The organism is Microbacterium aoyamense, assembly GCF_023155855.1.
Lineage (GTDB): Bacteria > Actinomycetota > Actinomycetes > Actinomycetales > Microbacteriaceae > Microbacterium > Microbacterium aoyamense.
The window spans coordinates 1327401-1350119 of sequence record NZ_JAKNUT010000001.1 but is presented as its reverse complement, the minus strand read 5'-3'; the positions used below and the strand labels follow the sequence as shown (position 1 = coordinate 1350119).

The 22719-nt window shown below is 69.0% G+C and carries 20 protein-coding genes and 2 tRNA genes; 5 read left to right on the top strand and 17 right to left on the bottom strand.

Annotated features, from left to right (window positions below; genetic code table 11):
• Positions 1–550 (top strand): integrase core domain-containing protein (locus MA876_RS06760; protein ID WP_248147124.1); only part of this gene is annotated, 550 nt, incomplete at its 5' end.
• A gap of 52 nt (positions 551–602) precedes the next feature.
• On the opposite strand, the gene MA876_RS06755 is transcribed toward MA876_RS06760, so the two are convergent.
• From MA876_RS06755 to serS, 6 genes are all read right to left on the bottom strand, one after another.
• Positions 603–691 (bottom strand) — tRNA-Ser (locus MA876_RS06755).
• A 73-nt stretch (positions 692–764) separates the two neighbouring features.
• A complete protein-coding gene (locus tag MA876_RS06750) occupies positions 765–2060 on the bottom strand; it encodes an LCP family protein (protein ID WP_248147123.1) in 1296 nt (431 codons plus the stop codon).
• A gap of 6 nt (positions 2061–2066) precedes the next feature.
• Positions 2067–3341 (bottom strand): LCP family protein, encoded by a 1275-nt coding sequence (locus MA876_RS06745; protein WP_248147122.1) that lies wholly within the window; start codon positions 3339–3341, stop codon positions 2067–2069.
• Between the two features lie 55 nt (positions 3342–3396).
• A tRNA-Ser gene (locus tag MA876_RS06740) sits at positions 3397–3481 on the bottom strand.
• A gap of 116 nt (positions 3482–3597) precedes the next feature.
• A complete protein-coding gene (locus tag MA876_RS06735; RefSeq protein WP_248147121.1) occupies positions 3598–4506 on the bottom strand; it encodes an HAD family hydrolase in 909 nt (302 codons plus the stop codon).
• The gene (gene serS, locus MA876_RS06730) at positions 4503–5768 is read right to left on the bottom strand and encodes a serine--tRNA ligase (RefSeq protein WP_248147120.1); all 1266 of its coding nucleotides are present in this window, start codon (positions 5766–5768) and stop codon (positions 4503–4505) included. Before serS ends, MA876_RS06735 begins: the two co-directional genes overlap by 4 nt.
• 53 nt (positions 5769–5821) lie before the next feature.
• Between serS and MA876_RS06725 the strand changes: the two genes are divergently transcribed.
• Positions 5822–6841: a diacylglycerol/lipid kinase family protein gene (locus MA876_RS06725; RefSeq protein ID WP_248147119.1), complete on the top strand. Its 1020-nt coding sequence runs from the start codon at positions 5822–5824 to the stop codon at positions 6839–6841.
• 65 nt (positions 6842–6906) lie between these two features.
• Here the strand turns inward: MA876_RS06725 and MA876_RS06720 are convergent, their stop codons facing one another.
• The 6 genes from MA876_RS06720 to MA876_RS06695 form a co-directional block, all read right to left on the bottom strand.
• Positions 6907–8655 (bottom strand): Ig-like domain-containing protein, encoded by a 1749-nt coding sequence (locus MA876_RS06720; RefSeq protein ID WP_248147118.1) that lies wholly within the window; start codon positions 8653–8655, stop codon positions 6907–6909.
• A 186-nt stretch (positions 8656–8841) separates the two neighbouring features.
• On the bottom strand, positions 8842–9816 hold the full coding sequence (locus MA876_RS06715; protein WP_248147116.1) for a carbohydrate ABC transporter permease: 975 nt from the start codon (positions 9814–9816) through the stop codon (positions 8842–8844).
• Positions 9816–10784 (bottom strand): carbohydrate ABC transporter permease, encoded by a 969-nt coding sequence (locus tag MA876_RS06710; protein WP_372491489.1) that lies wholly within the window; start codon positions 10782–10784, stop codon positions 9816–9818. The genes MA876_RS06715 and MA876_RS06710 overlap by 1 nt, the downstream gene beginning before the upstream one ends.
• A gap of 71 nt (positions 10785–10855) precedes the next feature.
• Entirely contained in the window at positions 10856–12223 is a 1368-nt protein-coding gene (locus MA876_RS06705; RefSeq protein ID WP_248147113.1) for an ABC transporter substrate-binding protein, read from the bottom strand.
• 32 nt (positions 12224–12255) lie between these two features.
• Positions 12256–13965 (bottom strand): glycoside hydrolase family 13 protein, encoded by a 1710-nt coding sequence (locus MA876_RS06700; protein WP_248147111.1) that lies wholly within the window; start codon positions 13963–13965, stop codon positions 12256–12258.
• Between the two features lie 211 nt (positions 13966–14176).
• Complete coding sequence (locus tag MA876_RS06695; RefSeq protein WP_248147109.1) at positions 14177–15184, bottom strand: LacI family DNA-binding transcriptional regulator; 1008 nt, start codon at positions 15182–15184, stop codon at positions 14177–14179.
• A gap of 97 nt (positions 15185–15281) precedes the next feature.
• Here MA876_RS06695 and MA876_RS06690 point away from each other — a divergent pair, with 97 nt between their 5' ends.
• The 3 genes from MA876_RS06690 (at position 15282) to MA876_RS06680 (ending at position 18428) form a co-directional block, all read left to right on the top strand.
• Positions 15282–15857: a hypothetical protein gene (locus MA876_RS06690; RefSeq protein ID WP_248147107.1), complete on the top strand. Its 576-nt coding sequence runs from the start codon at positions 15282–15284 to the stop codon at positions 15855–15857.
• Positions 15858–15908: 51 nt separating this feature from the next.
• Positions 15909–17252 carry a cryptochrome/photolyase family protein gene (locus MA876_RS06685; protein WP_248147105.1) on the top strand — a complete coding sequence of 448 codons (1344 nt, stop codon included), beginning with the start codon at positions 15909–15911 and terminating at the stop codon, positions 17250–17252.
• Between the two features lie 126 nt (positions 17253–17378).
• The gene (locus tag MA876_RS06680; RefSeq protein WP_248147103.1) at positions 17379–18428 is read left to right on the top strand and encodes an LLM class flavin-dependent oxidoreductase; all 1050 of its coding nucleotides are present in this window, start codon (positions 17379–17381) and stop codon (positions 18426–18428) included.
• A 3-nt stretch (positions 18429–18431) separates the two neighbouring features.
• Here MA876_RS06680 and MA876_RS06675 read toward each other — a convergent pair whose 3' ends face one another.
• The 5 genes from MA876_RS06675 to MA876_RS06655 form a co-directional block, all read right to left on the bottom strand.
• Positions 18432–18866 (bottom strand): pyridoxamine 5'-phosphate oxidase family protein, encoded by a 435-nt coding sequence (locus MA876_RS06675; RefSeq protein ID WP_248147101.1) that lies wholly within the window; start codon positions 18864–18866, stop codon positions 18432–18434.
• Positions 18863–19816 carry a prephenate dehydratase gene (gene pheA, locus MA876_RS06670; RefSeq protein WP_248147100.1) on the bottom strand — a complete coding sequence of 318 codons (954 nt, stop codon included), beginning with the start codon at positions 19814–19816 and terminating at the stop codon, positions 18863–18865. The genes MA876_RS06675 and pheA overlap by 4 nt, the downstream gene beginning before the upstream one ends.
• A 105-nt stretch (positions 19817–19921) precedes the next feature.
• On the bottom strand, positions 19922–21007 hold the full coding sequence (locus MA876_RS06665; protein WP_248147099.1) for a Gfo/Idh/MocA family protein: 1086 nt from the start codon (positions 21005–21007) through the stop codon (positions 19922–19924).
• Positions 20977–21684, bottom strand: a complete 708-nt coding sequence (locus MA876_RS06660; RefSeq protein ID WP_248147098.1) for a ThuA domain-containing protein — start codon at positions 21682–21684, stop codon at positions 20977–20979. Before MA876_RS06660 ends, MA876_RS06665 begins: the two co-directional genes overlap by 31 nt.
• Before the next feature lie 64 nt (positions 21685–21748).
• Positions 21749–22636 (bottom strand): EamA family transporter, encoded by an 888-nt coding sequence (locus MA876_RS06655; protein ID WP_248147097.1) that lies wholly within the window; start codon positions 22634–22636, stop codon positions 21749–21751.
• Positions 22637–22719 lie beyond the last annotated feature (83 nt).

Here is a 22719-nt window from a genome sequence, read left to right as displayed (position 1 = left end):
AATCGGGCCGCAGCTCGGCGACCATGCGGACAGCGCGCTCACGAAGCTCGCGCGGATACTTGCTGGGACGTCCCATGAGACAGATCCTTCCAAGGAATCATGTCTCCGGACATGCCGGGGCGAGTCAATCGAACGGTTCTGGCAGACCCTGAAGAAGCACCTCGCCGCCCACCCCACCGCGACGCTGACAGAGCTCCAAGACGTCCTCGACAGCTTCCGCGACTACTACAACCACGTCCGCCCACACCGCGCGCTCCGCCGCCGCACCCCCGCGTTCGCCTACCAGCTCATCCCGAAAGCCACCCCCACAGCGCCCGACGACGCGAACATCTGGAGAGTCCGCTACGACACCATCGACCGCGACGGGAAGATCACCATCCGCCACTCCGGAAAACTGCTGCACCTCGGCATCGGCAGAGCACACTCACGCATCGAGATCATCGCACTCATCCACAACAACGACGCCATCATCAGCACCCGAGACACCGGCGAAATCCTCGCCCGATTCACCCTGAACCCATCGCGCGGATACCAACAAAAAAACGGATGAACCCCCGAAACCGGGGGTTCATCCGTTCACGATGTCCTGAGACATCACACTGCGGAGACGGAGGGATTTGAACCCTCGGTCCCCTTACGAGGACTCCACCTTAGCAGGGTGGTGCACTAGGCCTGACTATGCGACGTCTCCAGGCATCCGTCCGCCCGAAAGCGTGCGCATGCGCCCAGCAATCATAACCGCTCGCAGGCGACGCGCCGAACCGCTACTTCTGCGCCTGGGTGCACGTGGGCGCAGCGGCGGTCGTACCGGTGATGACAGACGGAAGCTCGACGCGCTCTTCGGGCACGACCGGTGCCGTCGTCTCGCCCGGGGTGGCCGACGGGGCTGGGGTCGTGACGGGCGCAGCCACCTCGCCGGTCGCCTCTACGCCGTCGCCGGGGCTCGCCTTGCCGGTCAGGGTGAGCGCCTTGTTCTCGCGCAGTGCCGTGAACAGGACCGATGCGGCGTCGGTGACGGGGAGCACGCGGCTCGAGGTGCCGCCCTCACCCGACGCGTAGCGGGTCGGGTACTGGATGAAGACGATGTCCTCGTACGGCACATCCTTGACGGCCATCGCGATCTGCACCATGAGTGTCGGGTTCGTGAGCGACTGGCTCAGCGTCAGCTGCCCGGCCGACACCTGGGAGAGCATCGCGGTGGCGAGATTGAAGAGCACGGGCGGGTTCGCCAGCACGGAGTCGCTCTGGAGCTTTCGCACGAGCGACGACATGAACTGCTGCTGATTCGAGATGCGGCTGAGGTCCGACCCGTCGCCGATGCCGTGACGCATGCGAAGGAACTGCAACGCCGTCCAACCCTGCAGGGTGTGGTGTCCGGCGGCCAGGGTGAGCGTGGTGTGCGGATCGTGGACGTCCTCGGCGACGCAGACGTCGACGCCGCCGATGGCGTCGGACATGTTGATGACGCCGGTCCAGCGGATGGATGCCGCGAACTGGATGTTCTCGCCCGTCAACGCCTCGATCGTCTTGACGGTGCACGGCAGGCCACCGTACATGTACGACGCGTTGAGCATCTGCGCGCTCATGGCGGAGTAGTCGCCGCTGCCGTCCTCGCGCGGGCACGCGGGGATCGGCACGATCATGTCGCGGGGAAAGGAGACGACCGTGACGCGGCGCGGGTTGTCGGAGATGTGGAGCAGCATCGTGACGTCGTTGCGCTCGCCCTCGGTGTCGCCGTTCTGACACGCGGCCGAGATTCCGGCGTTCGCGCCCTCGCACGAATCCGTGCCGACGACGAGCACGTTCACGCCGCCCTCGATGGCGCCGATGGACGGCGGGATGACCTCGCCCTCCTCGCCGATGTCGACGGCCTTGCCGACAGCCGCGTTCGCGGCATCCCACACGGCATAGGCTCCGACGCCCGTGACGCTGATCACCACAACGCTGGCGACGACGGCGAAGATCGCGATGATCGTGCGCAGCGGATGCCGCGTCGGAAGCTCGCCGTGTCGCGCAAGAGGTGCGCGGCCCGTGCGTGCGGACCTGTCGTTCGAAGTCATCAGCCGTCAGCCTCTGAGGTTTCCGGCCGAACACGTCTCATCCGCGGCGGTGGTGCCCGGAATGGAGTTCGGAAGCTCGACGGCCGTCTCGGCCGGGGGTGGGGCCTCGGTCGACCCCGGGGTCGGAGTGGGCGCCGGCTCGGCCGGGGCGCTGGGCTCGACGGTGATCACTCCGCCGCCGCGGTTCGGGTCGTTCGTGACCTTGAGCGGGACGTTGGCGGCGATCGCGGCCCACATCTCCTCTGCGGCGGCGTAGTTCGGAACGACGCGGTTGTTGTCGGCCGGGTCGGCGTTGACCGGGTACTGCAGGAACACCATCTCGTCGAAGGGCACGTCCTTCACCGCGAGCGCGATCTGCACGAGCGTCAGGGGGTTCGTGAGCGTCTGGCTCGGGGTGACGTTGTCGACGGCGGTGGCTGCGAGCTTGTACAGCGTCGGCAGGTCGGTCAGCACCTCTTCGCTCACGAGCTTGCGCGCGAGACGCGACATGTACTGCTGCTGGTTCGAGATGCGGGCGAGATCGCTGCCGTTCTGCAATCCGTGACGGGTACGCAGGAACTGGAGTGCCTCGATACCCTGCACGTTCCTGGGGCCGGCCGGCCAGTCGATGTTGGTGTAGCGGTCGCGGATACCGCCGTTGCCGATGCAGACCTCCACGCCGCCGATCGCATCGGTGATGTTGATGACGTTGCCGAAGCTGACCTTCGCGGCGAACGGGATGCTCTGGCCGCTCAACGCCGAGATCGTCTTGGCGACGCAGGACAGGCCGCCATACGACCACGCGGAGTTGATCTGCTGCTTGCTCATCTCGGACGTCGTGGAGCCGTCCTCCCGCGTGCAGGAGGGAATGGGGATCATGAGGTCGCGCGGGAACGACACGACCGTCACTCGACGGGGATTGTTCGAGATGTGCACGAGCATGTTGACGTCGTTGAGCTGGCCCCCGGCATCCGCCCCCGTGCAACGGGCGCCGAAGTAGCCGGCGAACTGGGGCTCGCACTCATCGGTCCCGACGATGAGCAGATCGACGCCCGTCTCGATCGCGCCGATGTCGGGCGGCACGGAGTCCTGACCCTCGAGTTCGACGGCATCGTCGACGTAGCTGGTCGTGAGATCGGTGAGGGCGTAGGCCGCCACACCGAATCCCGAGACGAGCACGACCGCCACCATGACGCCGACGACCTTGAGCAGGAAGGAGAGCGGATGCGGCGACTTCAGCGATCCGTGGCGCGCGAGGGGTCGACGACCACGCCGTGCGGGCTTGGTCGTCGTCTGGCTCACGGGGTCCTCTCGGGGGTGGGGTCCCTCAGTGCGGAGGGAGCGCCCCTCTTTGCAGCGGAGGGTGTGGGATTCGAACCCACGGGACATTGCTGCCCACTGGTTTTCAAGACCAGGTCCATCGGCCGCTCGGACAACCCTCCAGGCCCTGCGCCGGAGCACAGGAGCGAACAGTCGTCGAGTCTAACCGACAGCCCTATCCGTCCATTGTCCCCATCACGGCTGAGGAAGCTCTGAAAGGCACGCCCAAGCGTCACCCCTACAACGTGCGCAGCACCGCCGCGACGCCGCCCGCCTGCACCGACAGGGTCGTCTCGCCCGCGGCATCCCGAACCTCTTGCGGACCCTGCTGCATCGCGACAGCTCGTCCGCCGTTCTCGAGCGCCCAGCGGAACATGCCGACGTCATTGCGCCCGTCGCCCATCACGAGCACGTGGGCGGGATCGACCCCGAGCTCGGTGCGCACGAGTTCGAGCCCCGTCGACTTGTCGACGCCCTGCGGTGCGATGTCGAGCCACGCCGTCCAACCGACCGCGTACGTCACCTGAGTGAGCCCGATGCGCGCGACCAGGTCGACGAAGTCCTGTTCCTGCTGCTCAGGCGCGACGACCACGACGCGGCACACGGGCTGTTCACCGAGCTCTTCGAAGGGCACGCGGCGGGCATTTGCGAGGTTCCAATCCTCCAGATACTCCGTGTACAGCCGGTGCCCGTCGGGAAGCTCGACGAGGTAGCGCGCGTCGGGCAGGTGCTCGCGCAGCAGCGTCAGGACCTCGGCGGGTTCGAACGTCTCGATGTGCCAGCGCTCGTAGCGCAGGTCGTCGGCGCTCACGCGCTTGAGAACGACGGCGCCGTTGGAGCACACGACGTACTCGGGGGCGATCTCGAGGACGCGCATGATGCCGTGCGTGCCCTCCCAGCTGCGGCCCGTCGCGATCATGACCTCGTGACCGGCGCGGTGTGCATGCGCGATCGCATCGACGACGCCGGGGCTCAAGGACTCGTCCTCGAGGAGCACCGTGCCGTCGATGTCGAGCACGATCAGCAGGCGCTCGGTCGCGACGTTCGGGTCCTCGGCATCGCGCGCGACCCGCTCGACGAGCTTCGCGGCTTTCTTGGGCCGTACGACCTCGATGCTCCCCGTCGGAGGCAGGTGCGCGTCGGTCACGCGATGGGCTCCAACACGGCCAGCCCCCCGAGGTACGGCCTCAGCACCTCGGGCACCTCCACCGAGCCGTCGGCGCGCTGGTGCGTCTCGAGCATCGCGACGATCCAGCGCGTCGTCGCGAGGGTGCCGTTGAGCGTCGCGACGGGCTGCGTCCTGCCCCCTTCGGGGCGGAACCGGATGTCGAGCCGCCGCGCCTGATAGGTCGTGCAGTTCGAGGTCGAGGTGAGCTCGCGATACGCACCCTGCGTCGGCACCCACGCCTCGATGTCGTACTTGCGGGCGGCGCTCGAGCCGAGGTCGCCGGCCGCCACGTCGATGACCCGGTAAGACAGACCGAGGTCCTGCAGCATCCCCTCCTGCAGCGCGACGAGTCGCAGGTGCTCCGCCTCAGCGTCCTCGGGCGTCGTGTAGACGAACATCTCGAGCTTGTTGAACTGGTGCACGCGGATGATGCCGCGGGTGTCCTTGCCGTACGAACCGGCCTCGCGGCGATAGCAGGTCGACCACCCGGCGTAGCGCTTCGCGCCCGCGCCGAGATCGAGGATCTCGCCCATGTGGTAGCCCGCGAGCGGGACCTCGCTCGTGCCGACGAGATAGAGGTCGTCGTCTTCGAGGTGGTAGACCTCGTCGGCGTGCTGACCGAGGAATCCGGTGCCCTTCATGACCTCGGGGCGCACGAGCGTCGGGGGGATGATCGGGGTGAAGCCGTGCTGCAGGGCACGGTCGAGGGCGAGGCTCATGAGCGCGAGCTCGAGACGGGCGCCGATGCCGGTCAGGAAGTAGAAGCGGCTTCCCGACACCTTCGTGCCGCGCTCCATGTCGATCGCGCCGAGCTTCTCGCCGAGGGCGAGGTGGTCGAGGGGCTCGAAGTCGAAGCTGGGCGTTCCGCCGTGCGTGCGAAGGGTGACGAAGTTCTCCTCGCCACCGGCCGGAACACCGTCGATGACGATGTTCTCGACGCGGGCGAAGGCGGCGTCGGATGCCTCCTCCGCCGCCGTGACGGCGTGCTGTGCCTGCTTGACGCGCTCGCTGAGATCCTTCGCCGCGGCGACGAGCGCCGCCTTCTCGTCTTTCGGAGCCTGGGCGACGCGCTTGCCGTGGGCGTTCTGCTCGGCGCGGAGCTCTTCGAACGTGGTGATGGCAGCTCGGCGGTCCCGGTCGGCGGCGAGGGCGTCGTCGACCGTGTCGGGCGACTCGCCACGCGCTTCCTGCGAGCGCTTGACCAGCTCGGGATTCTCACGGAGGAGTACGGGATCGATCACCGGTCAAGTCTACTGAGCGCCGGTGGCGCGGCATCCGGGGCTATCGTTTCAGCATGACGCCTCCCCCCGCCGATGCCCCCTCGGCGGCCGCGAACGTGCGCCGGGCCGCACTCGTGTACAACCCGACGAAGGTCGACACCGACGCGCTGCGCGGCGCCGTGACGAAAGCGTCCGCGGCGGCGGGTTGGGGTGAGCCGCTCTTCCGTGAGACCACGATCGAGGATCTCGGCGACAGCGCGACGAAGGAGCTGCTCGCGGCCGGAGCCGATGCCGTCCTCGTCGCGGGGGGTGACGGAACCGTCCGCGCGGTGTCCGAGGCGATGGCAGGCTCCGGCGTGAAGCTCACGATCGTGCCGAGCGGCACGGGCAACCTCCTCGCCCGGAACCTGCGGCTGCCGCTCACCGATCGCGAGGCGATGATCCGCGCGACGTTCGACGGTGACACCCTGGCGATGGACGTCGGCCTCGCCGAGCTTCGTCGTGCCGACGGAACGCTCGACAAGCATGCCTTCGTCGTGATGGGTGGGATGGGATTGGATGCCGCGATGATCGCGAACACGAATCCCCAGCTCAAGAAGTCCGTCGGCTGGGTCGCGTACGTCGACGGGGCAGCGCGCTCGCTCGTGAACGCGAAGCCGTTCCGGATCATGTACCAGCTCCCGGGGCGCCGCCTGCACAGCGCACGCGTCCAGAGCGTGCTCTTCGCGAACTGCGGGTCGCTCCCCGCGGGACTCGAGCTCGTGCCCGACGCGTCGATCACCGACGGCGCACTCGACGTCGTCATCTTCCAGCCCAAGGGCGCCTTCGGCTGGCTCTTCGTCTGGCGCCGCGTCGCGTGGGACAACAGCGTGCTGCGCAAGTCCAAGACGGGCAGGCGGATGCTCGCGCTGCGCACGAAGGACAACTCGGTGCTCTATTCGCGCGGGGACGGCATCGACGTCGCATCCACCGATCCGAAGCCCGTGCAGTTGGACGGCGACGAGTTCGGCGAGGCCGTCGCGGTCCGCACGCGGATCGACCCGGGCGCACTCCTGGTCGCGGTGCCGCGCGGGCACGACGTGACCGGCCTCTGACCGGCACCGCACCGAACGGAAGCGGGGCACCGGATCACTCCGATGCCCCGCTGTGATGATCACTGTCAGCGCGCGAACACTCCGAGCAGCAGGCTCAGCAGGTAGCGCAGCCACTCGAGCACCGAAGCGAACGTCGGCTTCGTCGGCGGCTCGACGACGGGCGGCTGCACGACGGGCGGCTCGACCACCGGCGGCTCGACGACGGGCGCCGTCACGAGAACCGAGGACGTGACCGTGCGCGTGTTGCCCGTCACGTCGGACGCGCTGGCACGGATCGTGTACGCACCCGGCTCGATGCCCGCGGGGAAGGAGTACGTGCCTTCCCACGTCGTCGCGCCGATGGCCGACGTGCCCGACGTCGCACCGATCGCCTTCACGAGCTCACCGGCGGAGTCGTAGAGGTTCGCGGCGACCCGGTTGAGCGAACCGGCGTCGCTCGCCGAGAGGACGACGTCGACCGACGCACCGGCGACGACGGACGAACCGCTGGTGGGGGCGACGATCGCGAGACCCGGGCGGGTGTTGTCGATCGTGAACGGCTTGACGCTGGCGCCGCCGCCGTTCGTGTTGCCGACGCGGTCGGTCGCGAGCACCGTGACGCCGTAGGCGCCATCGGCGAAGCCCGTCGACGGGAGCGTGACCGACCACGCGCCGTCGACGACGGGAACCGTGACGGTGTTGAGGAAGCCGTCGAGGTTGCCGTTGTCCTTCACCTTGCGCACGTGCAGCACGACCTCGTCGATCCCCGCACCCGTATCGGTCGCCGTGCCCGACACCGTGAGATTGCCGCGGACGGCATCGCGGGCGGCCGGCGCCGCGATCTTCACGACGGGGGCCGTCGCATCGACGGTGATGGAGCGCGTGACGGTGCGGTTGTTCTTGGCCTTGTCGGTCGCGCCGAAGCGGATCGAGTACGCGCCGTCGGCGAGGTCGGCGGGCAGCGTGCCCGTGCCCGACCACTCGGTGCCGGCGGGAGCCTCGGCGCGCACGAGGGTGCGCAGCAGCGTCGAGCCGCGATAGAGGTTCGCCGCCACCACATCGAAGCCCGAGGCATCCGTCGCCGTGAACTCGACGACGGCGGAGCGCCCCACGAAGGCGTCCGCGCCGGGCGAGACGACCGTGATCTCGGGACGCGTGCTGTCGCGCACGAGAGCGACCTTGAGCGATGCCGCGTTGTCGGCCTTGTCGCGCGCCGAGACGGCGAGGTAGTACGAGCCGTCGGCGAGCGCGTTCCAATCGGTCGCGGGGATCGTGAGCGTGGTGCCCGAGGGCGCGTACGAGTAGCCCTTCACCGCGGGCACCTGGGTGCCGTCGGCCTTGTACAGCTGCGCGTGGTACGCGAGCGGGTTCGCGTCAGCCACCGTCACGACGATGTCGCCCTTGCCCGAGACGAACTGACCGTCGACGAGGTTGGTCGTGATCGCGGGGGCGGTGTTGTCGATCGTCACGGCGACACGCTTCTCGGCGCCGTTGCCGCTCTTGTCGACGGCATTGACCTTGAGCCCGTACAGGCCGTCTGCCCAGCGGGTGGTGTCGAGCGTGATCGACGGTGAGTTGCCGTACTTGACCGAGCCCGGCTCCTTCGTGTCGTCGGTCAGCCAGCGACCGCCCACGTTGAACTCGAGATACGAGTACGACATGGCCGCCTCGTCGATGGATGCGGTGAACTTCGCCGTACCGCGGACGACCGAACCGTCGCCGGGCGTGATAGCCGTGATCACCGGCTTCGTCGTGTCGGGCTCGGCGGCGAAAGCGGGCGTGGACAGAAGGACAGCGGGCGCGACGATGGCGGCCCCGGCGATGCCGGCAACCACTGCGCGCCCACGCTTATGCGTAGGCAACGTGAGAACTCCCCAGTATTCGTGTCGTGTGCGTGAACACCCCGTGACCGCCCCCCCAGGGACGGCCCTATTCACACGCATCGAACGTATCAACCGGGTCGGACATCGCCTAGCCCCCTCCACGAATACGTCACGAACCAGGCCATGGCGCGGCATCCCTCAGCCCTTGACGGCGCCTCCGAGCCCCGCGGAGCGCAGGAAGACCGACTGGAAGAGGAGGAACATGCCGATGGGGATGAGCGCCGAGATCGCGAGCGCCGCGAGGAAGACGTCGAGCTCGGTCTGCGACTGCACCGCCGGCAGGCGGACCGACAGCGGCTGCACCGCGGGGTCGGGCAGCACGAGCGCGGGCCAGAGGTAGTCCTTCCACGCGGCGATGATCGCGAAGACCGAGACGACGCCGAGGATCGGCTTCGACATGGGCAGCACGATCGACCAGAACAGTCGGAACGGCCCCGCGCCGTCGGTCCTGGCCGCCTCGAACACCTCTCGGGGCAGATTGTCGAAGAACCGCTTGACGAGCAGGATGTTGAACGCGTTCGCGGCCATCGGCAGCCACACCGCGAGGTAGTTGTTGAGCATGCTCGCGTCACGGCCGAGCAGCGGAGGCGAGACGATCGTGAGGTACAGCGGCACGAGGAGCACGATGCCCGGGATGAAGAGGGTCGCGAGGACGAGGCCGTTGAGGATCGGTGCGTAGCGCGGACGCAGCACCGACAGCGCGTACCCGGCGGTCGTCGCGATGAACAGCTGCGAGAACCATGCCCCCGCGGCGATGATGATCGTGTTCCAGAAGTACTGGTCGATGTGGATGTCGTTCCACGCCGTGGACAGGTTCGCCCAGTCGATGCCGTTCGGCCACAGCGCGAAGGGCTGCTGCAGGGTGTCCTGCGTCGGTGTGACCGCCGACTTCGCGAGCCACAGGATCGGGCCGAGCCCCGCGATCACGAGCGTGACCGCGAGGAACACGTGGGTCAGCGTCATCCAGATCCGCGTGCCGGGGCGCCGCCGCTCCGACGCCGACACGATCGTCCGCTCGGCGAGGTCGTCGATCGAGTCGAGCTTCTTGCGGCCGAAGACGTTGCGCTTCGAGACCAGTCCGCGGGCCCCTTCGCGGATGGGCGCCGTCGTCATCATGAGGTGCTCCAGCGGTTGGTGAGCTTGAAGTACAGCCACGACAGGATCGCCAGCACGATCGCCAGCAGCACGGACACGGCGGTGGCTTCGCCGTAGTCGCCGCCGAGACTGTTGCGGAACGCCTTGTCGTAGATGTACAGCAGGATCGTGCGGGTCGCGCCGGCGGGGCCGCCGCCCGTGAACAGGAACGGCTCGAGGAACACCTGCGCGGTCGCGATTACCTGCAGGATCAGCATGATGAAGAGGATGCCGCGCAGCTGCGGCAGCGTGACGTGCCACACCTTGCGCCAGATGCCGGCGCCGTCGACCTCTGCCGCGTCGTAGAGCTCGGGCGGCACCGAGAGGAGTGCCGCGAGGTAGATGATGATCGATCCGCCCGCCGCGGCCCACGTCGCCTCGAGCACGAGGGACGGCATCGCCTGCACGGCTGACTGGATCCACGGCTGCGGCGGGATGCCGACCCACCCCAGCACCGTGTTGAAGACGCCCGACGGATCGGCGCTGTAGAAGAACTTCCACAGCAGCACCGCGACGACGGGCGGGATCACGACGGGCAGGTACGCGAGCGCCGAGTAGACGCCCTTGCCCCGCCGGACCTCGCTCATCAGCACCGCCATGAACAGCGGCAGCGGGAAGCCGAACAGCAGCGCGAGCGCCGCGAAGTAGACCGTGTTGAGCACCGCTGCACCGAGCTGCGGATCCGTCAGGACGGTGACGTAGTTGTCGAAGCCGACCCACTCCGAGACGATCAGATTCGTCTTCTGCAGGCTCATGATCACCGACTGCACGATCGGCGACCACGAGAAGAAGAAGAACACGAAGATCATGGGCAGCAGGAACAGCAGGTTCCACAGGCCCCCGCCGCGATACCAGGTGAGCGGCGTGCGCCGGGTCCTACGGCGCACCGGTACGACGGGCGGCGGGGCGGATGCCTCGTCCTGCCGCTCGAGAGTCGTCATGGTCATCGTCATCTCTCGGGTGGGGGAGATGGATGCCGCGGACCGCTCGAGTCCGCGGCATCCATCATCGATCCGGACTAGCTGTCGAGCAGGGCCTGCGCGTCGGTCTGCGCCTGCTTCAGAAGAGCGTCGATGTCGGCGTTCTCATCGGTGAGGACCGTCTGGACCACGGTGTCGAGGAGAGCGTAGACCTCCTGCGTCTTCTTCTTCGCCTCGCCGACCGGCGTCTGGTCCCAGATCCGCTCGCGGAACGGCGCCATCTGCTCGAGTGGGACGTTGATGAAGTCCTGGATCCAGATGAGCGACTCCTCGTACAGCTCGCGACTGAGGACCGGCAGCACCGGGGTGCCGACGGCCTGACCGGACTCGTTGAGCGTCTGGGCATCCAGCACGGCGGCGTCCTCGTTCAGGAGCTTCTGCATGTAGTACCAGTCGATCCATTTCACCCCCGCGGCCTTGGTCTCGTCGTCGATCGTCGGGCTCATGACGGCGATGTCGCCGCCGCCGAGCGTGCCCGGCTCATCGCCTTCGAGCGGGATGACGGTCATGCCGTAGACGTCGGGGTCCAGCCCGAAGTCGCGCACGAGAGCGGTGTAGATGTCGGAACCCGTGGTGTACATGCCGATGTTGCCGGCCGCGAACTCCTGGTTGATCATGCCCCAGTCGAGGTCGACCTTAGAGCCGAACGAGCCGTCCTCCCACTTCAGCGCGTGCAGGAACTCCAGCACGCCCTTCGTAGCGGGGTTGTCGATCGTCGACTCGGCGCTGCCGTCCTCGTTGTCGATCTGGGTGCGACCACCGCGCGCGACGGTGCCGACCGTGAGCTGCCAGCCGCCCGTGTTGTTGATCGCCATCTGCGAGTAGCCGGCCTTGCCCGTGGCATCCGTGATCTGCTTCGCGTACTCCTGCACCTCGGCCCACGTCTCGGGCGGCGAGTCGGGGTCGAGCCCGGCCGCTTCGAAGAGCTCGCGGTTGTAGCTCAGGGCGTTCGCGTACGCCTGGCGCGGGAAGCCGTAGAGCTTGCCGTCGGCGCCCGTGACGGCGTCCAGGATGATCGGGTTGAAGCTGTCGGTGTAGCCGAGCTCGTCCATCTCGGCTGTGACGTCCATGAGCTGGCCGTTCTCGAGCAGCGTCTTGGCGTCGGTGAACGGCACCGTGAAGACATCGGGCAGCGAGCCGCCGGCGAGCTGGACCGCGAACGTCGGCCCTTCCCACTCGTACTCGACGCCGATGATGTCGATGTCGGGGTTCTCTTCCTCGAACTGCTTCTCCTGAGCCGCGAAGGCCTCGTAGGCCGCGGCATCCGCTCCCGGCGGGAACGTCGCGACGCGCAGCTCGACCTTTCCGCTGCTCTCATCGCCGCCGCCGGCGTTGCAGCCGGCGAGAGCTCCGACGGTCGCCACCACGGCGACACCGGCGAGCAGGACCCTTGCTGGTGACTTCATCGTCTTTCCTTTCTCGGTGGAAGGGGCGCGCGTCAGCCTCTCGGCGCACGGCCTTCCGGGGGGTTGGGGGTGGTGGTCGCGCCGTGAGAGCGCAGCCACGCTGTCGTGTTGCCGGGGAGGGAGCCGTCGTGCAGAGGTGTGCTCGCCAGGAGCACGGTCGCGCCGTCCGGCAGCGGCACGGAATCTTCGCCCGTGTTGACGACGCACGCGAACCCGTCGCCGCGACGGAAGGCGAGAACCTCGTCGCCGAGGCCGTCGAGCCACTCGAGCGGCCCGTCGCCGAGCTCGGGCAGCTCGCGACGCAGACGCAGCGCGTCGCGGTACAGGTTGAGCGTCGAGGCGGGGTCCGCGTCCTGCGCCGCCACCGTGAGACCGCGCCATCCGGCCGGCTGCGGCAGCCAGGTCGCGGTGCCGTCGGGGCTGAACCCGTAGGGCGCTGCCTCTCCTGCCCACGGGAGCGGGACGCGGCATCCATCGCGTCCGGGATCGATGCCCCCCGAACGGTAGTGCATCGGGTCCTCGATGACCTCGAGCGGGAGGTCCTCCACCTCGGGAAGCCCGAGCTCGTCGCCCTGGTAGATGTACAGACTGCCGGGCAGTGCCGCGACCAGGAGCGCCGCCGCGCGTGCGCGGTGCAGCCCGAGCTCGGGGTCGGTCGGCACCCCGAACCGCTTCTTGAGGAACGCGAACGTCGTGTCTTCGCGCCCGTACCGGGTGACGGGGCGCGTCACGTCGTGATTGCTCAGGACCCACGTCGACGGAGCGCCGACGGGTGCGTGCGCGGCCAGCGTCGCCGTGATCGACTCACGGAAGGATGCCGCGCCCCACGGCCGCGCGAGGAAGTCGAAGTTGAAGGCCGTGTGCATCTCGTCGGGGCGCAGGTAGTTCGTGAAGCGCACGATGTCGGGCACCCAGATCTCGCCGACGAGGACGCGCGTCCCGGGGTAGGAGTCGGCGATCGCGCGCCACGAGCGGTAGACGTCGTGCAGCTCGTCGCGATCCTCGGTCGGGTGGTCATCCTTCTCCCCCACTTCGGGGAGGTCGGGGTCCTTGATGAGCAGAGCGGCGGAGTCGATGCGCACGCCCGCGACGCCCCGGTCGAACCAGAACCGCAGGATGTCCTCGTGCTCGCGCCGCACGTCGGGGTGGTTCCAGTTGAGGTCCGGCTGCTCGGGCGTGAACATGTGCAGGTACCACTCGCCCGGCGTGCCGTCGGGGTTCGTCGTGCGCGTCCACGTCTCGCCCTGGAAGCTCGAGACCCAGTGCGTGGGGATCTCGGAGCCGTCCTCGCCCTTGCCGGGGTGGAACCAGAATCGCTCGCGCTCGGGGCTGCCCGGGCCCGCCGCGAGCGCCGCCTGGAACCACTCGTGGCGCTCGGAGATGTGATTGGGGACGACGTCGATGATGGTGCGGATGCCGAGGGCCAGCGCCTCTCGGATGAGGATCTCGGCCTCGGCCAGCGTGCCGAAGCGCGGATCGATGTCGCGGTAGTCCTCGACGTCGTAACCGCCGTCCGCCATGGGGCTCGGGTACCACGGGTTGAACCAGATCGCGTCGACGCCGAGATCCTTGAGGTAGCCGAGGTGCGCCCGCACGCCCGCGAGGTCGCCCGTGCCGTCGCCGTTGCCGTCGGCGAAGCTGCGCACGTACACCTGGTAGATGACGGCGGACCGCCACCAGAGCGGGTCGGCCGTCGACGGTGTGAGCGCCTGCTCCTTGCGGCTGAGGACGTCGGTGTCCACGGGGCTCCTCGTCGTCGGGGGAAAGTCTCGTTGAGGAGAATGTAGCTTCGCGGATCCGTGAGTGCAAGTCTTTGACAATCTCACGCAAGATTGCGATTCAGTAACGCCACGGCTGTGACGTCTCACCCTCTCGTTCGGGTTGCGCAGGGCACGCCGCTGCGCGTAGGGCTGGAATGTTCAGGCACCTGGGCCCGCTGCGGGGAGGCGTCAGCTACAGCGAGACCGGGCCGGTCGAGGAGCGCAGGACGAGTTCGGGCTCGAAGAGCAGCTCGTCGCCCGCCTCGGTGGTGCCGGCGATCTGCGAGAGGAGCAGGTCGATCACCGTCCGCCCCATCGACTCGATCGGCTGGCGCACGGTCGTGAGCGGCGGCTCGGTGCAGCTCATGAGCGCGGAGTCGTCGTAGCCCACGACACTCACGTCGTCGGGCACGCGGAGCCCCGCGCGCCGCGCGGCCCGCACGGCGCCCAGGGCGAGCGGGTCGCTCGCGCACACGATCGCCGTCGCGCCGTTGGAGAAGAGGCGGGATGCCCCTGCCTGGCCCGATTCGAGGGAGTACAGCCCGCGCACGATGAGCGCTTCGTCGAGCGGCGAGCCGAGCCGCTCCAACAACGGCCGCGCGGCGGCGAGTTTGCGCTGGGAGGGGATGTGGTCGACCGGACCCATCAGCATGCCGATGCGCCGATGTCCGAGCTGATGCAGGTGCTGGATCGCCTGCTCGGCGGCGGCCGCGTCATCCGTCGACACCGTCGCGAAGTCGATCGATCCGATCCGCGCGTTGACGAGGACCGTCGGCAGGTTGACTTGCCGCAGCCGCTCGTAGTGCTCGTGCGGCGCATCCGCCTGGCTGTAATTGCCGCCGAGGAAGATCACACCCGACACCTGCTGCTGGAGAAGGAGGTCGATGTAGTCGGATTCGGTGATGCCGCCCGTGTTCTGCGTACACAGCAGCGGCGTGTAGCCGTTCTGCGTGAGCCCGCCCCCGATGATCTCGGCGAGCGCGGGGAAGATCGGGTTCTGGAGTTCGGGGAGCACCAGCCCCACGAGGCGGGCGCGCTCGCCGCGGAGCTTCGTGGGGCGCTCGTAGCCGAGGACATCGAGCGCCGTGAGCACGGCCTGCCGCGTCGCTTCGGAGACTCCGGGCTTGTCGTTGAGGACGCGACTGACGGTCGCTTCACTGACACCGACCTTGCGCGCCACTTCGGCGAGACGCTTCGACATGCGCACAGTTTACGCAAGAATTTGCAAGCGGATGCAAGAGCGACACAGTCTCTGCTCGGTGCCCGGATTCGCTCGGGCGAAGCCGCATGATGGACGGATGACGCGACCGCTGCGCACGATGACGCTCCTCGCGACCGTCGCACTCGTCGCGAGCGGGTGCACGGCGACGACGACCGATGCCGAGTCGCCCACCCCGACCCCCACGCCGACGCCCACCCCTGCGTGCCTCGTCGGAGCGTGGTCGGTCGGTGCGGACGAGCTCCAGCCGATCTACGACGCCCTGCCCGGCGGTCTCGAGTACCCGGCCGCCGTCATCGATCCGGCGGCGACGGCGAACATCGACTTCACCGCCGACGGCACCTTCGCGTTCACGCAGAGCGTGCCGGCCTCGGTGACGTGGCTCGGCCACACCGCCGCGGTCGCGCTCGGCGGCACCATGTCGGGCGACTACAGCGCAGACGATGAGAGCCTCGCGCTCACCGCGCGCGAGAACGGGCTCACGGTCGTTCCGACCGACGATGCCGCCGCGAGCGCGATCTTCGCCGCAGAGACTGCCGAGACGCTCGCCGAGTGGCCGGTCTCGGCATCCTCGTTCACGTGCACGGGCGACGAACTCGTGCTGCACCTCAGCACCGAGGGGTACGCGGCATCCGTCCCTTTCGTACGGCAGTAGCACCCTGTCAAGCCCGCGACGCCGAAGCGGGCACGTCGACAGAATGGGGTGATGACGTCGTCGATCGTATGGTTCCGGGACGACCTGCGCCTCGCCGACAACCCCGCCCTGCGAGCGGCCATCGACCGCGGCGACCCCGTCATCGGGCTCTACGTCCTCGACGAGGAATCCCCCGGCATCCGTCCCCTCGGCGGCGCCGCCAGGTGGTGGCTGCATCACTCCCTCGCCTCGCTCGGCGAGCGCCTGCGCGAACGCGGATCGACGCTCGTCCTTCGTCGAGGTCCAGCCGAGCGGGTCGTGCACGAAACGGCGAAGGATGCCGGTGCCTCCGCGGTCTTCTGGAACCGCCGCTACGGCGGGCCCGAGCGCGAGGTCGACACGCGCATCAAGGCGTCGCTGCGTGAGGACGGCCTCGACGCGCAGTCGTTCGCGGGCTCACTCCTGCACGAGCCGTGGGAGGTGAAGACCGGCGCGGGGACTCACTTCTCCGTCTTCACGCCGTTCTGGCGCGCGTGTCTCGCTCTCCCGTCTCCGCGTGCACCGCTGCCGGAGCCGCGTGAGGTCCACGGTCCCGGCCGGGCCCCGGCGTCCGACTCCCTCGACGAGTGGGGTCTGCTGCCGACGAAGCCGGACTGGGCCGGAGGACTCCGCGAGACGTGGGAACCGGGCGAGCCCGCCGCACGCCACCGGCTGCGGGAGTTCCTCTCCGAGGACCTCGGCTCGTACGACCGCGCCCGCGACGAGCCGTCTGCGGGAGCGACGTCGCTGCTGTCGCCGCGCCTGCGCTGGGGCGAGATCAGCCCCTACACGGTGTGGCACGAGGCGGTCGAGGCTGGCGGCGGCGGCCGGTTCCTGTCGGAGCTCGGCTGGCGCGAGTTCGCCTGGCACACGCTCTTCCACTTCCCCGACCTCGCGACGAAGAACCTGCGACGGGAGTTCGACGCGTTCCCGTGGCCGCGCCTGAAGCCGACGCTGCTGCGCGCGTGGGAGCACGGACGAACCGGGATCCCCCTCGTGGACGCCGGGATGCGGGAGCTCTGGCACTCGGGCTACATGCACAACCGTGTGCGGATGGTCGCCGCATCCTTCCTCATCAAAAACCTGCTCATCGATTGGCGGCACGGTGAGGAGTGGTTCTGGGACACGCTGGTCGATGCGGACGCCGCGAACAATCCGTTCAACTGGCAGTGGGTCGCCGGGTCCGGGGCCGATGCCGCGCCCTACTTCCGGATCTTCAATCCCGAGCTGCAGGCGAAGAAGTTCGACCCGCGCGGGCTCTACATCGACCAATGGGTCCCGCAAGACGAGCGCGGTGAGCCGATCGTCGATCTCGGCGAGACCCGCAAGGCCGCGCTCGACGCGTACGAGCACGTCAAGCGCGCGTCACGCACCTGAGGTGCGTGCATTGCTCAGGATGAGCGGGCACCATCGGCGTGATCGCCCTACCGGCGGTCGTCTCATCCTGCGCGATTCACGCGAGGGACGGAATACCCCGCCCGACCGGGATGGTTGAGGGGGAGGATGATCGCCTCAGCCGCTCCCGCCCTGTCCGTGCTCGACCTCGTGCCCGTGCGCGCGGGGCAGTCCAGCGCCGAAGCGGTCGCGGCATCCCTCTCGGTCGCGCAGCGCGCCGACGACCTCGGGTATGTGCGCTACTGGTTCGCCGAGCACCACAACATGCCCGCCGTCGCATCGACCGCCCCGCCCGTGCTCGTCGCCGCGGCGGCCGCCCGGACCCGGCGGATCCGCGTCGGGTCGGGCGGCGTGATGCTGCCCAACCACTCGCCGCTCGTCGTCGCCGAGCAGTTCGCGGCCCTCGAGGCCCTCGCGCCGGGGCGTATCGATCTCGGCATCGGCCGCGCGCCGGGCAGTGATCCGGTCATCACTCAGCTGCTGCGCCAGAGCGGCACGACGAGCGATGTCGAGCGGTTCCCCGATCACATCTCCGACATCCTGTCGCTCGTCTCGTCCGACGGAGCGACGGTGCGGTTCACCTCGGGCGGCACCTACGAGGTGCGGGCGACACCCGCGTCGACGACGGTTCCCGAGGTGTGGCTGCTCGGGTCGAGCGACTATTCGGCGCAGCTCGCGGCATCCCTCGGCCTGCCCTACGTCTTCGCGAACCACTTCTCGGGCGAAGGGCTCGAGCGGGCGCTCCAGCTGTACCGGTCGCAGTTCCGGCCATCGGGCATCCTCGAGACGCCGCGCACCTTCCTCACCGCCAACGCGATCGCGGCGCCGACCGCCGAAGAGGCCGAGGAGCGCGCCCTGCCGCAACTGCGCATGATGGCGCGACTGCGCACGAATCGTCCGCTCGTCGCGCTCGAGACCGTCGAGCAGGCGATCGCGGGCGCGGCGGACTTCGACGGCATGGCGGAGTCGATCATGGCGTCGTCGCGGTCGAAGTGGTTCGTGGGCACGGGCGAGACGGTGCGCGCCGAGCTGGCGTCGTTCGCGGCGCAGCACGACGTCGACGAGGTCATGATCTCGCCGATCGCGGGGTCCTACGACGGCGAGGGGATGGATGCTGCGCCCGGCCGCATCCAGACCCTCGAGCTCCTCGCGGGGTGACGACTACCAGGCGATGAGCTTGTCCGGCGTGAACTCGATGACGGTCGTGTAGGTGGCGAGCATCGACGCCGTCGTGAGCTCGAGGCGCTGCAGCCACTCGTCGTACTTCGCGGTGTAGTCGTCGCCGATGTCGGCCACCCACTCCGGCCCGGCGCCGTCGTGGAGCACCGCGGTCCCCCGCATCATGAGGAGCTGCTCGCCGTCGTCGCCCGCCTCGAGGTGCAGTGCGACCTTGTCGTTCGCGCGGATGTTGGCGACCTTCGCCGTCTTGGGCTCGCTGAAGATCACGGCCTTGCCGTCGAGCCACAGGAACCACACGGGCACAGCGTGCGGGTAGCCGTCGCGCCCCGCCGTCACGAGCCACACGACCTGCTCGGACTCGAGACGCGCGAGCGCCCGGAGGTGGGTCTCGTTCTCGGGATCGAAGTCGAAGCTCATGATTCGGGTTCTCCGCTCAGCAGCCCGCGCAACCAGTCCCGCGCCTCGACGAACACGTCGTCGGAGTAGCGGTCGGGGTAGTGCACGACGGCACGATCGGCGCGCGGATACGAGCCGAGGAAGACGACTTTGGGGCTGAAGCGCCGAAGGCCCAGGAGGGCATCGGCCATGCGCTCGTCGTGCACATGGCCGTCGGCGTCGATGACGAACCGATAGCGCCCGAGAGCGTCGCCGATCGGGCGCGACGCGAGGAGCGACAGGTTGATGCCGCGCGTCGCGAACTGCTCGAGCATCTCCATGAGGGCGCCCGGGTGATCCTCGGGCAGCTCGACCATGAGGGACGTCTTGTCGGCGCCCGTCGGCGGGGGCGGCGCGACGGTGCGACTGACGAGCACGAAGCGCGTGAGGGCGTTGGCGTTGTCGCCGATCTGCTCGGCCAGGAGCTCGACGTCGTGATGATCGAGGATGCCGGGCGGCGCGATCGCGGCATCCGCATCGCTCGTCCCGTCGAGCAGGCCCACGGCGCTCGCCACGTTGCTCGCGGCGGGAACGTGCGCATGCGCGGGAAGCGTGCGGGTCAGCCACTGCAGACATTGCGCGTACGCGACGGGGTGCGCCGCGACGAGAGAGACGTCCTCGAGCTTCGTGCCGGGTCGCCCCACGAGCACGAAGTCGACGGGAACGAGGTACTCGCCGACGATCCGCAGGCCCCCGACCGTGGCGAGGGCGTCCTGCGCCGTCGAGACCCCGCCGTCGACGGAGTTCTCGATCGCGATCATCGCGGCATCCGATCGCCCCTCGACGACGTCGGCGAGCGCTTCTCCGACGTTGCGCACGGGGCTCCAGCGCTGACCGCGCGCTTCGGGAACCTGCGCGAGTGCGGCCTCGGTGAAGGTTCCGGCGGGCCCCAGGAAGCTGTAGGTGCGGATTCCGGATGCCTCGTCAGTCACGCGCCCCAGCCTAGTCAGCGTGCTCGTCGTTTCGTCTCGCTGGGCTCGCGGAACGACCGAGGGCCGCTCGTCGAGCGAGGAGTACAGCGACGAGACGAGATGCCGCTACCCGAGAGCGAGCCACTCGTCGCGATGCATGAGCGGGACGAGCTCGGGGCGGACGACGGTGGACTCGAGCGTGATCCGGGACCCCGAGCGTGCTGACTGCAGAAGCGCCGTCATCGCTTCGAGCACGTGCAGCGCGATCGCGCCGCTCGCCCGCGCTTCGCCCGCGACGAAGTCGAGCAGCCCGATGCCTCGAGCGCTGTCGACATAGCCGGCCGACGGATCGAGGGTGCGCCAGTCGGTGTCACCCGTCCGGAACAGCCGCACGTCGCCCGCGAAGGTGTTCGGGTCGGGCACGACGAGGCTGCCTTCGTCGCCGTGCACCTCGATCGGCGCCGCCGTCGTGCGCGTCGCGTCGAAGCTCGTCGTGATGGTCGACAGTGCGCCGCCGGCGTGCTCGAGCACGCCCGACACGTGCGTCTCGACGTCGACCGGGATGACTTCGCCCGCACGGGGACCGGCGCCGATCGTGCGGGAAGCGCGTGGAGTGCTCGCGGCCCCGATGACGGATCTGATCGGGCCGAGGAGCTGCACGAGGGCCGTGACGTAGTACGGGCCCATGTCCAGCAGCGGCCCGCCGCCGGGCTGATAGTAGAAGTCGGGATTCGGATGCCAGCGCTCGTGCCCCGGGGTCACCATGACCGCCGTCGCCGCCGTAGGGCGCCCGATGAGTCCGTCGTCGATCGCGACGCGCGCGGTCTGCACGCCCGTGCCGAGGACCGTGTCGGGCGCGCAGCCGACGCGGTCGCCGCCTGCAGCGATCACCTCCTGCGCCGCGGCGAGGTCGGCCGCGAGCGGCTTCTCGCCGTACACGCGCTTGCCGGCGGCGAGCGCGGCGAGCGCGATCTCGGCGTGCGCGGCCGGGATCGTGAGGTTGAGGACGGTGTCGACCTCGGGAGATGCGAGGAGCTCCGCGACCGTGAGGGCCGCGGCATCCGGAATCCCCTCCGCCACCGCCTGCGCGCGCGATGCATCGAGATCGGCGACGGCCGCGATGCGGATGCCGGATGCGTGCGTCAGCGTGTCGAGGTACGCCTTGCTGATCGCCCCCAGTCCTACGATGCCGATGCCGTGCGGGTGACCCACAGGATGCCCCTCTCGACGATGGTGCGGACGTGCTCGTTCTGGAGCACCTCGGGGCTGTGCCCAGGGGTCGCGACGGCGATGCGGCCTCTCCCCCAGTGACGCGTCCACACGACGGGCGACACGACGGGACGGTGCCACGGATGCCAGGGCGGCGCGGGATGCGTCGTCGTGGCGAGCACGTCGTTGAGGTCGTCGGTGAGCACCCAGTACTGCTCGGTCTGGAGCTCGAAGTCGGGGATGCCGTGCGTGATCGGGTGCTCCCGGCCGACGTCGGTCATCTCCACCGTGTAGCGGAGGAAGTTGTCGCTCGCAGCCCCGGCGACCTCGTCGGGGTGCTTGCTCGGATGCGTCGCGAACTGGCCCCCGACGAGCTGCAGGTAATCCGACGACGCACGGAACGAATCGGCGATGCCGCCGTGCCATCCCGTCAAGCCGGTGCCCGCCGCGACAGCGGCGCGCAGCCCTTCGAGCTCGGCCCGCTCGATCGTCGACATCGTGACGGACTGGACGATGACATCCGTCTCGGTCATCGCACCGGCGTCGGCGTAGACGGCGGGGGATCCCTCGATGCGGATGTCGTAGCCCTGCGCCTCGAGGAAGGGGATGAACAGGTCGGTGCTTTCGACGGGCTTGTGCCCCTCCCAGCCGCCGCGGACGATGAGCGCGCGCTTGCTCACGGATTTACTGCCTTTCGGATCGCGGCGCGGACGGGACGCCTCGACCATCGTGGCACAGCTGCGCTCACGCCACGGGCGTCGACTCCCGTGCGCGCCGCACCCGCACGCGCAGGCTGGTCACGAGGACACCGGCCACCAGAACCGCTCCCCCGACGATCTCGGCGGGAGTCGGGATCTGCCCCAGGAGCACCGCGGCGGAGGCCATGGCGACGACGGGCGCGAGCAGCACCCAGGGCACGACGGCGGCGGAGCGGTTGCGCGCGAGCAGACCGTTGAAGATCGCGTAGCCGACGATGGTGCACAGGACGGCGGTGTAGAGGGTGGATGCCACGGGGCGCCAGCCGAAGTCTGCGAGACCCGCGGCGATCGCTTCGGGGCCTTCGAACGCGAACGATAGTGCGAGTGCGGGGATCGGCACGACGAGCGCCGACCACACCGTCAGCGAGAGCGAACCCAGGCGGCCCAGCCCGCTCACCACCCCGGCACGCCGGGAGATGACGTTGCCTATCGCCCACGAGACGGCCGCCGCGAGAGCGAGCGCGACCGCGAGCGCCGGCGCGTTCCCCCCGCGGCCGGCCGCGACGATCGCGAGGCCGATCACTCCGATCGCGACTCCGACGGCCTGCGGCAGCGTCGGACGTTCGCGCAGGACGCCCGCCGCGATGACGATGGTGAAGACGGCCTGAGCCTGCAGCAGCAGTGCCGCGAGTCCGGGTTGAAGTCCGAGGGCCATCGACGTGTAGAGCAGGCCGAACTGACCGAGGCTCATGAAAAGTCCGACTCCGACGACGGTGCGCCATCCGGTCGCAGGCCGGGGCACGACGAAGACGGCCGCCGAGACCACGAGGAAGCGGATCGCGACGAACAGGAGCGGGGGGATCCCGTCCATCCCCCAGTCGATGACGACGAAGTTGAAGCCCCAGAAGGTCGCCACCGCCGCGGCGAGGATCATGTCGCGTCTATTCACTCCTCCACTTCATCGGATCCCCGAATGAAGGACAAGCGAATGATTCTGTCGCTGATTCAGTAGCATTG